This window comes from Gardnerella sp. DNF01204 (assembly GCF_049244145.1).
Taxonomy (GTDB): domain Bacteria; phylum Actinomycetota; class Actinomycetes; order Actinomycetales; family Bifidobacteriaceae; genus Bifidobacterium; species Bifidobacterium vaginale.
Genome location: NZ_CP058379.1, coordinates 802,430 through 817,157, shown reverse-complemented (window position 1 = coordinate 817,157; position 14,728 = coordinate 802,430). Strand labels below are relative to the sequence as shown.

At 38.0% G+C, this 14,728-nt stretch carries 16 protein-coding genes and 2 pseudogenes; 7 read left to right on the top strand and 11 right to left on the bottom strand.

Annotated features, from left to right (window positions below; all coding sequences use genetic code 11):
- Positions 1–34 precede the first annotated feature (34 nt).
- Genes HXT46_RS03145 through HXT46_RS03135 form a run of 3 tightly spaced genes read left to right on the top strand, consistent with a single transcriptional unit; the run spans position 35 to position 2,759 of the window.
- Entirely contained in the window at positions 35–619 is a 585-nt protein-coding gene (locus tag HXT46_RS03145) for an MptD family putative ECF transporter S component (protein WP_004120520.1), read from the top strand.
- Entirely contained in the window at positions 619–1,353 is a 735-nt protein-coding gene (locus tag HXT46_RS03140; protein ID WP_101887807.1) for an energy-coupling factor transporter transmembrane component T, read from the top strand. Before HXT46_RS03145 ends, HXT46_RS03140 begins: the two co-directional genes overlap by 1 nt.
- On the top strand, positions 1,350–2,759 hold the full coding sequence (locus HXT46_RS03135) for an ABC transporter ATP-binding protein (RefSeq protein ID WP_101887808.1): 1,410 nt from the start codon (positions 1,350–1,352) through the stop codon (positions 2,757–2,759). Before HXT46_RS03140 ends, HXT46_RS03135 begins: the two co-directional genes overlap by 4 nt.
- A gap of 408 nt (positions 2,760–3,167) precedes the next feature.
- Here the strand turns inward: HXT46_RS03135 and HXT46_RS03130 are convergent, their stop codons facing one another.
- The gene (locus tag HXT46_RS03130; protein ID WP_004120512.1) at positions 3,168–3,659 is read right to left on the bottom strand and encodes an NUDIX hydrolase; all 492 of its coding nucleotides are present in this window, start codon (positions 3,657–3,659) and stop codon (positions 3,168–3,170) included.
- Between the two features lie 46 nt (positions 3,660–3,705).
- Positions 3,706–4,044, bottom strand: coding sequence for a hypothetical protein (locus HXT46_RS03125; RefSeq protein ID WP_004573940.1), 339 nt, complete (start codon positions 4,042–4,044; stop codon positions 3,706–3,708).
- Between the two features lie 129 nt (positions 4,045–4,173).
- On the opposite strand from HXT46_RS03125, the gene HXT46_RS03120 reads away from it, so the two are divergent.
- Positions 4,174–4,977, top strand: coding sequence for a sulfite exporter TauE/SafE family protein (locus HXT46_RS03120; protein ID WP_019261274.1), 804 nt, complete (start codon positions 4,174–4,176; stop codon positions 4,975–4,977).
- Positions 4,978–5,599: 622 nt separating this feature from the next.
- On the opposite strand, the pseudogene HXT46_RS03115 reads toward HXT46_RS03120, so the two are convergent.
- Positions 5,600–6,210, bottom strand: a pseudogene (locus HXT46_RS03115) (CadD family cadmium resistance transporter).
- Between the two features lie 127 nt (positions 6,211–6,337).
- On the opposite strand from HXT46_RS03115, the pseudogene HXT46_RS03110 reads away from it, so the two are divergent.
- Positions 6,338–6,448, top strand: a pseudogene (locus HXT46_RS03110) (conjugal transfer protein TraG); the annotation flags it as partial.
- 111 nt (positions 6,449–6,559) lie between these two features.
- Here the strand turns inward: HXT46_RS03110 and HXT46_RS03105 are convergent.
- The 3 genes from HXT46_RS03105 to HXT46_RS03095 form a co-directional block, all read right to left on the bottom strand.
- A complete protein-coding gene (locus HXT46_RS03105; protein ID WP_004111719.1) occupies positions 6,560–7,030 on the bottom strand; it encodes a GNAT family N-acetyltransferase in 471 nt (156 codons plus the stop codon).
- Between the two features lie 643 nt (positions 7,031–7,673).
- Positions 7,674–8,576 carry a recombinase zinc beta ribbon domain-containing protein gene (locus HXT46_RS03100; protein ID WP_421786300.1) on the bottom strand — a complete coding sequence of 301 codons (903 nt, stop codon included), beginning with the start codon at positions 8,574–8,576 and terminating at the stop codon, positions 7,674–7,676.
- Positions 8,536–8,628 carry a recombinase family protein gene (locus tag HXT46_RS03095; RefSeq protein ID WP_257994157.1) on the bottom strand — a complete coding sequence of 31 codons (93 nt, stop codon included), beginning with the start codon at positions 8,626–8,628 and terminating at the stop codon, positions 8,536–8,538. The genes HXT46_RS03100 and HXT46_RS03095 overlap by 41 nt, the downstream gene beginning before the upstream one ends.
- A gap of 310 nt (positions 8,629–8,938) precedes the next feature.
- Here HXT46_RS03095 and HXT46_RS03090 point away from each other — a divergent pair, with 310 nt between their 5' ends.
- Positions 8,939–9,139 carry a helix-turn-helix transcriptional regulator gene (locus HXT46_RS03090; protein WP_004111744.1) on the top strand — a complete coding sequence of 67 codons (201 nt, stop codon included), beginning with the start codon at positions 8,939–8,941 and terminating at the stop codon, positions 9,137–9,139.
- Position 9,140: 1 nt separating this feature from the next.
- Positions 9,141–9,590, top strand: a complete 450-nt coding sequence (locus HXT46_RS03085) for a hypothetical protein (protein ID WP_004111746.1) — start codon at positions 9,141–9,143, stop codon at positions 9,588–9,590.
- 593 nt (positions 9,591–10,183) lie between these two features.
- On the opposite strand, the gene HXT46_RS03080 is transcribed toward HXT46_RS03085, so the two are convergent.
- The 5 genes from HXT46_RS03080 to whiA form a co-directional block, all read right to left on the bottom strand.
- A complete protein-coding gene (locus tag HXT46_RS03080; protein ID WP_101886451.1) occupies positions 10,184–11,020 on the bottom strand; it encodes an HAD hydrolase family protein in 837 nt (278 codons plus the stop codon).
- A gap of 129 nt (positions 11,021–11,149) precedes the next feature.
- Positions 11,150–11,398 (bottom strand): preprotein translocase subunit SecG, encoded by a 249-nt coding sequence (secG, locus tag HXT46_RS03075; RefSeq protein ID WP_004115170.1) that lies wholly within the window; start codon positions 11,396–11,398, stop codon positions 11,150–11,152.
- Positions 11,399–11,457: 59 nt separating this feature from the next.
- The gene (tpiA, locus tag HXT46_RS03070; protein ID WP_020759502.1) at positions 11,458–12,255 is read right to left on the bottom strand and encodes a triose-phosphate isomerase; all 798 of its coding nucleotides are present in this window, start codon (positions 12,253–12,255) and stop codon (positions 11,458–11,460) included.
- 105 nt (positions 12,256–12,360) lie between these two features.
- Positions 12,361–13,566 (bottom strand): phosphoglycerate kinase, encoded by a 1,206-nt coding sequence (locus tag HXT46_RS03065; RefSeq protein WP_020759503.1) that lies wholly within the window; start codon positions 13,564–13,566, stop codon positions 12,361–12,363.
- 215 nt (positions 13,567–13,781) lie between these two features.
- Positions 13,782–14,720 (bottom strand): DNA-binding protein WhiA, encoded by a 939-nt coding sequence (gene whiA / locus HXT46_RS03060; protein WP_004111755.1) that lies wholly within the window; start codon positions 14,718–14,720, stop codon positions 13,782–13,784.
- Between the last annotated feature and the right edge of the window lie 8 nt (positions 14,721–14,728).

The following is a 14,728-nucleotide window of genomic DNA, read 5'->3' as shown; positions in this document are numbered from 1 at the left end:
AGAACGCGCATGATAGAAAAAGGAGGAATTTGTTATGGAACGCGCAACTAAATTAAGTGGTCATGACCTGATAAACATTGGTATATTTGGAGCCATTTATTTTGTTATTGTATGTGTAATATCAATGCTTGGGATAGTACCCGTCTTTTTGCCGCTCCTTGCGGTATTAATGCCAATTATAGGCGGTATTCCTTTTATGCTCTTTTTGACCAAAGTTAAAAAGCCAGGAATGATTTTTATCATGGCAATCATGATGGGTCTATTGATGGTGCTCACAGGCATGGGAATGTGGTCGTTGTTAACAAGTGCGATTGCTGGTTTGATTGCAGAAATTGTGTTCAAAAGTGGCAACTATGCCAGTGCTAAAAAAGCTGTTTTGACATATGGATTTTTTAGCCTGTGGATGTATGGCAACTATATGTCACTGTTTCTTGATCGCGAACAATATTTTGCACAACGTGCAAGCTTTGGTAAAGCTTATGCCGAGGCTGTTGCTCAGCTCCTACCAAATTGGATGGCGTTCGTTCTGCTAATTGTATGCTTTATCTGCGGTATTTTAGGCGGACTGTTTGGTCAAAAAGTTTTGAAAAAACATTTTGAAAAAGCTGGTCTTGTTTAATGGCATATTCATCTCTAGCAGCGCAAAAGAACAAACGCAGTTTTCTAGATCCACGCGTAAAAATCGTCCTTGTTTTGCTATTAGCAATATTCGTAATGGGCGGCGTGTGTGGCGCACGCATGAAAGATATAAGTTTTGTATTATCTATCATTCCTTTTGTGCTGCTTTTGATAGAACAACAATGGAAAAAATTTTGGCATGCAAGTATCATGCTCATAATAGGTTATGGCTGTCTTTTGGTGATACCATATTTGCCTAGTATGATAAAACCTATCGCTTTAATGTGCGGATATATTCTTACGCGCTTTGTAGCAACAGTTGCAATGGGCAATTATGTTATAGCTACAACTTCGGTGAGTGAATTTATTGCAGCAATGGAAAAAATACATATGCCACGAGCCATTATTGTGCCAATGTCAGTTATGTTTAGAATGTTTCCAACGATTGCAACAGAATGGAAATCAATTTGTCGCGCTATGAATATGCGTGAAATTCATATAGGAGCAGTTGGTATTGGAAAAATATTAGAGTACCAATTAATTCCTATGATTAGTTCGGGTGTACGTATTGGCGAAGAACTATCGGCAGCAGCGTTAATTCGAGGATTAGGCTACCCTATCAAGCGAACTAATATTTGCCAAATTGGTTTTCGAATACAAGATTGGTTTTTATTACTCATTTCTTTGTCGGTCATATGTTTTTGGTTGTTGTGTAGCTTAGGAGTAAGCGTATGATCGAATTTAGGCATGTTTATTTCCATTATGGAACTGAAGATGACCATCATACAAGTGAATTAAATGATATTAACTTGCGCATAGAAGATGGCGAATTAATTTTGATAACCGGACCTTCGGGTTGTGGCAAAACAACGCTGTTACGTCTTATAAATGGTTTAATTCCACGCTTCTATCAAGGAAATGTAAAAGGCGATATACTATTAAACGGTCGATCTTTTAAAAATAATGAATTATATGATTTAGCACATGTTGTAGGCACGGTTTTTCAAAATCCTAAGTCACAATTTTATAATGTTGATACAACGAGTGAACTAGCGTTTGCGTGTGAAAATCAAGGACTACCAAAATCTGATATTTATCAGCGTATTGATACAACAGTTGCTGATTTGCACATGGAAAATTTGATGGATCGCAATATTTTTCATCTATCTGATGGCGAAAAGCAAAAAATAGCTTGTGCGTCAATTGAAGTAGCAGGATTAAACATAATTTTGTTAGATGAACCTTCAGCAAATTTAGATTACGACTCAACGTTGATGCTTAAAAAGTTGATTTTGCATTGGAAAAAACAAGGAAGAACAATTGTTGTAGCTGAGCATCGAATAGCTTATCTTTGGGATATTATGGATCGCCTAGTGGTTATGCAACAAGGTGAGATCGTTAAAGATATTAAATCCGAACAAAAAGATGCTCTTAACGACATAGATGCGCAAAAAATGGGACTGAGAACACGACTTATGGTATCACCCATACAAATTAATAAAATGCCATCTGTCACACAAGACGATCAGATAATCGCATTAAAAAATTTCAACTTTGCGTATCATGGCGTAAAGAAGAAAATAGTCAATATTAAATCGCTTGCTATTGCGCGTAATCAAATTACAGCAATTGTAGGAAAAAATGGAGCTGGCAAAACCAGTTTTCTCAATTGTTTTTGCGGTTTAGAAAAAAACTGCAAAGGTATTTTTAAATACGAGGATCGCGTTTTAAGTAATCGAGCACGTAAAAAATTATGTTTTATGGTGATGCAAAATACAGGCAACCAGCTGTTTACAGAAAGCGTTTTAGATGAAGTTTTAATTAGTTTGCCTAAGCGCAGCAAAAATAAGAACGATGTTGCGATGAATATATTACGACAATTTGATTTGGACTTTTTGGCACACCGTCATCCGCAGAGTCTATCGGGTGGGCAAAAACAGCGATTAGCAATTGCATGCGCGCTGGCAACAGGTAGAGAAATTCTAGCGTTAGACGAGCCGACGAGCGGATTAGACTATGCGCATATGCAAGAACTAGCACAGCTACTATCAAAACTTAAGTCAATGAATACAACAATTGTTGTAGTAACTCACGATAGTGAACTCATACATGCATGTTGCACAAGATTGATTCATATGTAAAGTTAGCTCTCGAAATGCATAGAATTTATTTATCTTGAACCACATACTATGACCTCCCCAAAAGGGAGTATGAATAAATATAAACGCAAATGAACTCGTTTCTTTTCCGAAGCAAATCAAAATTGTTCTAAAGTTGCGCGCCTTGTTGACACATACGATTCAACTATTATTTCATCATACTGTGCATGAATCGTGCTTAATTAACATTTCCGACTTCACAGCCTGGGTGCAAAGTGGCGAATCGACTTGCATGAGCGATTAAAACATAATTCGCGAATGCACTTCGATTCGCTGAGCTTGCTCAAAGTTGAAAGCACACTGTGCTTTCAACACAAGCGAAGCACGTTAACATCATGTGCACTCAACCCCAGAGCGTTGATATCTTCCCTCAAACAGCCAAACTTGAATTTATATATCTACTGTTTTAATAAGTTTGATTGCCCTTGATGATACTAACTCGTCTTGGCTCATTTCCAAAAGGCTCTTTTCATCTACCCACTTATAATTAACCGTTTCTCCTTTTTGAAGAGCAATTGCATTTTTCTTACAATCGGTTACGCATAGATATTCAACATAAAGAGAGTGGTAAACATCCTGCACAAATCTTCCGATCTCCATAATTTTTGAAGCTTCAATACCTGTTTCTTCTTTTAATTCTCTTACTGCACATTCTAATGGTGTTTCATATTGCAATGCAGAACCACCTGCTGTCAACTCCCACATTCCACCGAATTTCTTTTCAAAATCTCTTTGCATAATAAGGTAAGTCCCATCTATATGTTTAACAATTACTTCGCCCACCAAATGATACATGCCGTCAGGAATTGGTTCTCCTCTCACTAATGTAATATTCTTTAATTTATTAAATTCTTTATCATACGCATCCCAAATCTCAGCCATAAAACCCTCCATAAGGCCTGATTGTCAATTTCATTAAATATGAATTTTATCTTTCTCCAGTGGATACAAAGCCATTGTTCACTTCTACATAAAGCTTACCAATCTCAATATCCGTGATGAGCACTTGATTAGAATCAGATTCAACCTCACAAACTTCCACATCATGTGGCAAACTCACAACAATTTCAGGCATACCCTGAGTAAACCACCTCAGCCAATTCGAAGCTGAAACTTTTTTAGTTTGAATAAGCCTTATAACATTTTGCGCTTCCTCAACCCTCAATATATCTTGTTCACAGTTAACAAAGCTCACACCAAAGGTATCAGCACGTTTCACCGTTAAACGAACATCTTTCGTCTCTGCGATAAACTTCTTATTATCCATTACTTACGTTAATTAGATAAATAAATACATAAATTACAATTGAACTAGTATAGAAACATTCTATTTTTCATATAACATAGTAAAAGTAGTGAATAAATTACGAGGAGGTAATTTGTGAAGAAAAGATATATGTTGAGAAATATTTTTAAAACCAAATATAATTTCCATAATATTGTTTTAATCGTTTTCATTGGACTATTAGCAGGTTTCTTATCAGGATTGTTCGGTGTAGGTGGAGGAATGGTGATAGTTCCTGCATTAACTGTTTTTATGAAATTTGATCAGCGTCATGCTACTGCTACTTCTCTTGTTGCCATAATTATAACGTCGCTTTGTGGAAGCATTGTTTACGGTTTAGACGGCAAAGTGTCATTTTTATCAGCATTTTTTCTAATAATAGGTTCAGTTTTCGGATCACAAATTGGGGTATATTTTTCACATATTTTGCCTAAAAAAATATTTCCTTGGTGTTTTACACTTTTTGTATTACTAGTTATATGTTCTAGTCAAGTTTGGATTCCGTTAAGAAATGTAGATTTTAATGTTAGTTTTTTAAAAGCTATATGTCTTATATTTATAGGCGTTTTTTCTGGTATTTTTTCAGGTATTTTAGGCGTTGGTGGCGGAGGAATTATAGTGCCATGCGTGCAACTTTTGCTCGGCATGGGAGACCTTATGGCAAGAGGAACTGCTTTGCTTGTCACGCTTCCTACAGCTATAAGTGGTAGTATTGCTAATGCTCGTTACCATTATACTCATTTTACTGAAGGAATTATTATCGGTATTTTTGCGACATTTACTGTAAACTTAGGCGCAATAACTGCGCGCAGTATTTCACCTTTTATATGCAATATATTGTTTTGTATTTTTTTGTTCAGTGCATGCTTACGAATGATATTAAAAACAGGTATTTTAGCTAAGAATAAGCGTTAAATATGTAAAGTCTTTGACTTTTATTTATTTAAAAAAATAGTTTTGAATATAAAAAGTGGGGCTTAGATTTAAGCCCCACGATATAGGAGAACGTTATAAAGTGACTTTTTACAATTATGCCATTTGAGTAACATCTCTTTTTGCTTGTATAAATTTTATTATCATGTTTTTTGCGTGATAAATAATTACGCAAACTATACTGTATATCCTCACTTCACAGGGTGGGTGCAAAGTGGCGAATCGACCTGCATGAGCGATTAAAACATAATTCGCGAATGCACTTCGATTCGCTGAGCTTGCTCAAAGTTGAAAGCACACTGTGCTTTCAACGCAAGCGAAGTACGTTAACATACTGTGCACTCAACCCCAGAGCGTAGACATGTTCCCTCATACAGCCAAACTGCGCTCAAAAACCACACCAAGCCAGCCTAAAGCCGCCACACGCTAAACCTTTTAACGATAGCACTCACAAACCCCTGCTACACAAGGACTAAAATGCACCCACCTAATCAGCCTCCTGCATCTGATAGCACAATCAAGCGCCGTGACGGTGGGAAGCACCACTTATTTTTCTCGTTTGAGTTTGAACATAAAAATAGCAGATAAAGGGAAGGAAATGAATTTACACCACTTTTAGGACTTGACCTATGAAATAATTAATAGTTCCATTTTCAATCAATATATAAAGACCGAGTCCAATAAACACGACAGGTACAATTACTTTTTCGTACTTTTCCACAGTCTCTCCGATAGCAGAAATTGAGGCGAGATTTTGAGATAATTTGCATAGAATCAAAATCCCTAAGGCAAATATTACTAAACTTATACTAATCTCAATCAAACTCTTTCCTGTAAAATAGGGGATATAAATTCCTAAATTATCTCCACCCATTGCCACTGTTAAACTTGTAAATGCTAAGATTTTTGATCCATCTCCGGTAATTTTCCCCTCGATATCTTCTTCATCAATATCTTCATCCAAAAAATTGCTCTTATACCAAGACCTAGCGGAATTAGACCAAGGAGTCCGATAATCCAATCTTGTGGAATAAAATTTAAAAAGTAAGCGGCAATAAGACTAGCCAGTACAAGCAGTCCTGTACCTAAATACTGCCCTACATAAATTGATTTCAAACCTTTCTTTCCTTGACTAGCGAATAAAATAGTCAAAACAACTAAGTAGTCAATGGATGTAGAAACAAAAACTAATAAAGCGGATACTATTGTTTCCATTATTTCTCCTTTCAAAATGTTAAATTTTTTAGACAGGGGGGTACAAAGTGGGTGCACTTTTTAACGTTAACATCCTGTGCACCCGACCCTAGAGCGTTGACATCTTCCCTCATACAGCCAAACTGCGCTCTTAGAAGATTATGACAAGAAGAATGTGTTTGATATTGAAGAATATATAAAGAGAAAAGGCAAAGTTAAGCTTAATAGAAATACTGTAATTACAAGATTAAACGAGTAAACACTAGGTATGTCTTATCGACATGTTCGTATGCAGAAACATATCCATGAACCTTTTAACAATTATCTCTGCCTATCGTTAAAAGGTCTCAAGCAAATAAACTTAGAGTTCTCACACTCCTAGATATTTAATATATATTTGACACGGATTCCACTCATCCCATAAAGTTGGAAAACATTCCAATTCTTTATATCCCATCGCGATATAAAAATGATTTGTAATATCATATTCTTTGTAGTGTCCCATCTGAACAGTTTTTACCTGTGAGTATGTGTAACCCATCTTCCTTGCCATAGCTTCGTATGCTTTGTTAAGTACCGAGCCAACTCCCATTCTATGGAATTTCTTTTTTATACCCATCACAAAAATCTCTGCACAATCCTTGCTGGTTGCGTTTAACACAATAAACCCAACAAGTTTATCATTAATATAACAAGCAAGAAAAGGCTTTTCCTGTGAATCTTGAATATATTCTTCTGTACTTTCTGGCATTCCAAACCATTCTTGAAGATCATACAATACTTCTCTAGATACAGATTCCTTTTCTAGTTTATTCTCAATTTCTTTTACTTTTATATTCAATCCAGTCCTCCACAAACTCTAATTTATTCTTGTCATCAATACTAGAGCCTCCGCCGTCGAATCTTTCCAATCGAAGCTTCCTATTCGGTCGCTTCTCTTGGAGATTCTTGACATGAGACCTACCTCTGCTTCGCATCGATTAGCTTTGCTAATCGCGCGATAGCAGGGTTAGAGTTTCAACGTTGATTGACATTCCCCACTTCACAGGGTGGGTGCAAAGTGTGTGCACTTTTTAACGTTAACATCCTGTGCACTCGACCCCATAGCGTCGATATCTTCCCTCAAACAGCAAAATCACACTCAAAAACCACAAGAACCCAGCTTAAAGCCGCCACGCATTAAACCTTTTAACGATAGACCTCGCTAAGCCTTGCTACACAAAGGCAAATTTGCACCCACCTATTAAGCCTTTGACATCAATACGACAGTCTCGACGTGGATTGAGAGAACTCCAAGTATAGCTACACTTTTTTGAGTGCACACTATTGATAGTGGGTGCACCTTTTAACGATAGAAGCGAGCTATCGTTAAAAAGTTTAAGATTGGCTTAATAGCTTGATTCTTGAGCATAAAAAATAGCCTAGAGATGATTCCCCCTAGGCTGAGTTTTGTAACATTTCAAATGCTAAAAGTACTTTGGCTTTTATGATGCTCTTTCAATATTCACGCTAATCTCTGATTTAAAAGTTACGCTGAACTTGTCCTCGTAAACTTTTATTTTCTTGATGTACTTTCTTACCAGCTTCTCGTCATACTCACTAATATCGTGACGCTCATTTTTCAGAAAATCTTCCATTTCTCTGATTCGTCTTTTAGCATCTTCTTGACCTGCTTTTTCTATAAGAAGCTGCTGTTTCTTAACCTTAAGCTCATCAATCTCGTTGGCAGTTTTCGTGTAGTCTTTTTTAGCTTTAAGCAAGGTTAGTAGTATCGCTTGTTTGTCCGCGATTCTTTTATCAACCGTTTCAATCTCGTTTAAGTTATTGCCCGCGATAATTTCTCTAATATTATTCTTCAACATGTCTAATACTTCATCCGATATACTAAACACCTTGTTTATGGCTTTCACTGTAGCAGACTGCAGTTCTTCCTCTTTTACTGTCGGAGCATCGCAAGCACTAGGACCATTTTCCCATCTGGTACAACAACGCCAAACAATAGATCGTACTCCTCGGTTATTCCAAGCAATTCTTCTGTAAACATCCCCGCATTTAGAACAAACACACAGGCTGGATAAAGCGTACTTACTGGAATAAACTCTCCTTTTTTTGTTCTCCTCACCACTAAACATGTTGGCTCGTCTTACCATTTCTTCTTGAACTTTAAAGAAAATATCTCTTGGAATAATAGACGCGTGGCTATCTTTCACATAATACTGTGGTTCTGTTCCATCATTTTTTATACGAACATGGTTAATAAAATCTGTCGTGATGGTTTTTTGTAAAAGAGCATCACCAATATATTTTTCGTTTTGCAAGATGGTTTTAATATTAGACAAGTGCCATTTAAATGCCCGGCGCCGTTTTTTTAATGCCGTCTTTTTCAAGGCCCTCCGCTATATCTCTAAGACTTGCTCCTTCTAAATATTCTCTATAAATCCTTCTTACGACTTTTGCTTCCTGTTCAAGAATTACAAGTTACTTGAAGATTATGATAAAAAGAATTTGTTTGATTGTGAAGATTTTTTGAAAAATAGGGATAAAACTAAATTAACTTCAAAATCTAAGGTATTAAAAATAAAAATATAAAAAACTAATTATAGGATTGAATATAGCAATAAACGATAGATAATAAAAAATCTATCGTCTTTTTAGTTTAAGAAATTATAAAAAGCAAAGTACGCTTGACAAAAAAAGCAAAGCGAGCTATACATTATATGTAAAGTTAACTTGCTGTTGAAGGAGGAAAATGAAAAATACAATTTTTCGATTAAGAAAACAGCATAAAATAACTCAAGAAGAATTGGCAAATGAAGTTGGAGTTACAAGGCAGACCATAACTTCCATTGAAACTGGGAAGTATATAGCGTCACTGCCTTTGGCTTTTAAAATTGCTAAGTTTTTTGATATGAGTATTGAAGAAATATTTAGTATAGAAGAGGATGATTAATATGAACAAATTAGAAAAATATAAAAAAGAAATAGGATTTAGAATTAGTATTTTAGTCTTATTATGTATGGTTGCCTTACTCGCAGTTATTATTGGAAATTTTTACTTAAAATATAAATTCCCATTAAAAGAAGATGTGACATATTATGTAGCAGTATTTTTTATTGGACTTGAACTTGTATCTGTATTCTACATGTCAATGCTTGGTAGAGCATATAGAAATAGAGATATATTGGAGAAGATGCATACTAAAGAAACAGATGAAAGAATGATATTAATAAAGATGAAGTCAGGATCAAATATAATACCTATATTTTCAATGGCTATTGTAACTGTTTCTTTATTTGTAGCATATGTAAGTTATGAAGCCTTTTTAGCGTTAATAATAGTTGCATTTGTGCAAATAATATTTTCTAAATTATTAAAAGTATATTGGTCAAAAAAGATTTAAAAATATCATAGTAAAGGTATTAGACGATAGACAGTTAAAACTCTATCGTCTTTTTTATACTCAAAATTAGGATGTAAAAATGGTAAGGATAAGAATCCCCACTTAAAACAATTTAACATATAAGACTTTTAGCGATTGAAATATAAGTTCAGTCGCTTTGTTGATTGAAATTTGTAGATTAAGGAGAAGAAATTAATGGATAGAGAAATGATAATTTAGCTGCCTAATCTTCGATTGTCGCTTGCCCGTTCATGAGCATAGTAGGTAAAAGCCAATCACGGAGAGCTATCAAAGCTCTATTTTCGCGTTGATTATACGATATAGTCGTATAATCATGCATATCCAATGCTATTAAACACCTTAAGTTCAATCTCATTTGGAATATAAATGGGTCGATTATTAACTAGTGGTTTATCACAAGAAAGTACAGCATCACCACTAATGAAAAATGGGTATTCTCCATTGAGATCTTTAGCTGCTCCGACTTTAATGGTAGATTTCTTCTCTTCACTGATAATGTCACCAAGCTTTCCGTTTGACTCTCTACGAAAGAATTCGTCACACAACTTCGCCGGTAACGAAAGGTGGGTTATTCACAATCTAGTAAAAAGATTTGAATTAAGCCAGGTAGCAACGCCATTATTGTTGTTGGAATCACAAACCTCGTCCGCAATCGCAAGCAACCGAGGATTACTATTCGATACCGCTACACCGTATCCCCCTGCGCGGAACATGTCTATATCTATAATATCGTCTCCAAAAACGACTGTGCGGCTCGGCTTCACACCCAAACGATTGCAAATAACGTTCAAAGCATGCCCCTTGTTTGCAAGAGGATTCGTAAGCATCCACAAAACATCTTCGCTAATGTGTAGCGAAAAATCGGTTGGAAGAATGCTCTGAAGTTTTTCCTTCTCACTCTCTCGAGGAACAATAATAATCTTGTCTGCAATGCCACTTGGAACATTAGAAAAATCGGTAATAACAAAATCCTGCTCGTTCCAAAGCATACGAACATCAAAATTAGTGTAACGAACATCGTTCATAACAATGCCAATGCGAAGCGTAGGAATCTCATTAAGCAAGCGCAAACACACACTACAAGCATGTTGAGAATCAAATCCAAAACGCGTAAGAGTATCAAGGCTTCTTTGCGAAGTAAGCTCACCTATCGTGCTGTGAGCACAGTCAAAATCAATAAGAGCACCATTAAGGTACGCGCAAACTTGAGCATTCAAATCGTGAATAAAATCAAAAGCACTTCCAACAGGTCGAGCAGTAATAATCGCAAGCGGAATTCCACATTCACTCAAACGCTTAGAAGCGCTAACAGTTTCTTGGCTTAAATATCTGCTTTCAAAAGCATTAGCATCATGAAGCATAGTGCCATCAAGATCTGCTACCACAAGAGAAGGAGAAAAATGAAGCATAACAATAACCTAATGTATTTTAATTAGTCTAACATCTTCTAACATCTTAAAAAGCATAGCAAAATGTACACCTGCTCTGCTTATAAAACAAAAGCGCGCAATCTTTCGACTACGCGCTTAAAAGAATACTTAGATAAGTGAGAACTTAGTCATAAGATTCAAGGCAACAATAACAGCCACCCAAATCAACGCTATAATAACAGTCCAACGATTCAAGTTCTTTTCTGCAACACCAGAGCTACCAGCGTTCTTCGTTAAACCGCCGCCGAACATGTCGGAAAGACCGCCGCCCTTGCCCTTGTGCATCAAAATCAACAATGTCAACAAAATGCTGGTCAGCACAAGCAACACTTGCAAAACAATTTTCACAGCGGACACAAGTAACCTCCTGTTTTAGAGTACTTTGTAAAGCATAGTAAAAGCCATTGACCTATGTATTAAATTCGATTTTTGTAAGACGACAATTGAACAATAGTAGCCAATTCCTCAATGTCTAAAGAAGCTCCACCAATAAGAAATCCATCAACGTCTGGCTCACAAATAAGACTTGCTGCATTAGAAGACGTTACAGAGCCGCCATAAAGTATTCTAACTTTTTGTGATACAGTATCCCCGAAAGTTTCCTGCAGATCATCCCTAATAGCCTTAGCAGCATCTTGAGCAGACTGTGCTGTAGCTACCATTCCAGTTCCAATAGCCCAAACTGGTTCGTATGCAATAATCAAACGCTCTGCCTGCTTAGAATCCAAATCGCGAGTAACGTCATGAACCTGTCCAACTGCAAAATCAAGCTCTATACCCTGCTTGCGCTCTTCAAAACTTTCACCAACGCAAAGAATAGGTTGCATTCCAGCAGCAAGCACAGCTCGCACTTGGTCAACAATATTCGCATCATCTTCTGGATGATACTTGCGTCGCTCAGAATGACCTACAATCACCATTGAGCAGCCCAAGCTTGCAAGCATATCTGCAGAAACATCTCCAGTAAACGCGCCTTGAGCTGTAACGGAAACTGCTTGCGCGCCATAAAGAATAGGAAGATTATCAGACTCAACTAATACTTGCACACTTCTCAAGGACGTAAACGATGGCATAAGAGCAATATCGCATTTTTTACAATCGAAGCGAGAATCACATAGACGCCACCAGAATTTTTGAATAAAATGAGTGGCTTCGAGGTGATTAAAATTCATCTTCCAATTGCCTGCAACTAGCGGTTTCCTATTGACAACCATAATCACCCTTAAGAATTAGTTATAAAGATAAAATTAACATTATGCCGACCCCGATCTACAAAAAGAATTTATAAAATCGAAGTCGGCACAATATTTTAAAGTCACTTACTCAAGCACGCTCAAACCTGGAAGCGTCTTACCTTCCAAGAACTCGAGTGAAGCGCCACCACCAGTGGATATGTGAGAGAAGCCATCTTCTGGGAATCCAAGATTACGAACTGCAGAAGCGGAATCTCCACCACCGACAATAGTGAAAGTGCCGTTCTTCGTTGCATCAACCAAACCCTGAGCTACAGCGCGAGTACCAGCAGCAAACTCTGCAACTTCGAACACGCCCATTGGTCCATTCCAAACAACAGTCTTGGAATCAACAATCTTGTCGTGGAAAAGCTTTTGAGAATCAGGGCCAATATCCAAGCCCATCTTGTCTGCTGGAATAGCATCCGATGGAACAACTTCTGGAGCAACAGGAGTATCGCCTGCTGGGAAGCCAGCGTTCACAACAATATCGGTTGGAAGAACAAGCTCAACACCATTCTTCTTAGCAGTTTCGATATATCCCTTAACTTTCTCTAGCTGATCCTCTTCAAGCAAAGAAGTACCAACTTCATGACCCAAAGCCTTAAGGAATGTGAACACCATTCCGCCACCAATAACAAGACGGTCAGCCTTAGAAAGCAAGTTTTCAATAACGCCAAGCTTGTCGGAAACCTTAGAACCACCAAGCACAACAGTTAAAGGACGCTCTGGATTTTCGGTTGCGCGAGAAAGTGCCTTAACTTCCTTCTCAACAAGCAAGCCAGCAGCAGCTGGAAGATCGGCAGCAACATCGTAATTTGAACCCTGGGCGCGGTGAACAACACCGAAACCGTCGGAAACAAAAACTTCTCCAAGAGCAGCAATCTTCTTAGCGTATTCAGCGCGTTCGGACGCATCCTTACTGGTTTCTTCAGCGTTGAAACGAACGTTTTCAAGCAACACAACGTCGCCATTATTCATGGCAGCTACCTTAGCCTGAGCATCTTCACCATAAGTATCTGCAGCCAAAACAACATTAACACCAAGAAGTTCACCTAAGCGAGCCGCTACTGGAGCCAAAGAGAGCTCTGGAACAACCTGACCCTTTGGACGTCCAAGATGGGCCATTAAAATAACCTTGGCACCCTGCTCACGCAAAGCTTTAATCGTTGGTAAAGCAGCCTTGATTCGACCATCGTCTGTGATAGTCGTGCCCTTGAGAGGAACATTAAAATCAGCACGAACGAGTACGCGCTTGCCGCTCAAATCTCCCAAATCTTTAAGTGTCTTCATTGGTATCCTTTCCAAAACATGATTCAACCAATCATGATGGCGAATTTAACAAGAAAAAAGACGAAAGCAAAGCTAAAACGTCTATAAATTCCATGAGCAATTATATCGCATGTGCGCAACAAGCACGCCCAAAATTAGATAATAAAAAACTACAAAAAATGCCGCATACTAAAAGTATGCGGCCAATACGAATAAATACTCAGTCAAAAAAGCAATTACATTCGCGACTTTTCTACTTTAGCGCAAAGCTGCAAAAGCCTACGAATACGACCAGCAACAGCATCCTTTGTAATCGGAGGATCCGCTAAATGACCAAGTTCTTCTAGACTTGCATCACTATGCTGCAGTCGCAACTTTCCTGCCATCAAAAGATTTTCTGGAATATCGTCCCCAAGAACATCGAAAGCGTGACGAACCTTTTCGCAAGCTTCTGCAGCAGCTTTAGCACTTCTGCGCATATTAGCATCATCAAAGTTTGCCAGTCGATTAGCTTTGCCTCTTGCTTCACCATCAGAACGCTTACCAGTCCATTCTCGAGCAGAACGAGGAGCTCCAATCAAAATCAGCATACGCTCAATAGCGTCAGAATCTCTCAAAGTAACACGCTCAGAGCTTTTAACTTTGCGCGCCTTTGCACCAACTCCGAGTCGTGCTGCCATTGCTTGCAACGCTGTAGCAGCCTCATGAGTTGGGCAAACAATCTCTAAATAGCTTGCCTTTCCAGGATCGGATATAGCCCCATGAGCTAAGAAAGCACCTCTCCACGCAGCTTTAACCTGCGCAATACTTCCACCAACAATTTCAGGGGCAAGACCAGCAACGATATGCATACGACGGTCCAACAAACCTGATTGCAGAGCCAAAGCTGCAGCACCTCGCTCCACAAGAACATCGTAACGAGTAACAACACCTGTAGGAGTCTGACGAGTAGTTTGAGAAATCGTTGCTTCTCTTTGGAAACATGTCACAAGCGTATCTACAAGCCATTGCGCTGCGCTTAGAGAATCAAACTGTGCACGAATCACAGCCTGATTATTAACCGGCCTTAAGCCGCCACCAAAACGCATCATTGCTGCTGCCTGAGCCATAACAACCGCTGGTAGCTCACTATTATTTGCGACGAGTTCGTTCTTTACGTCGTCAAGAAGAGCCAAGGGAAACC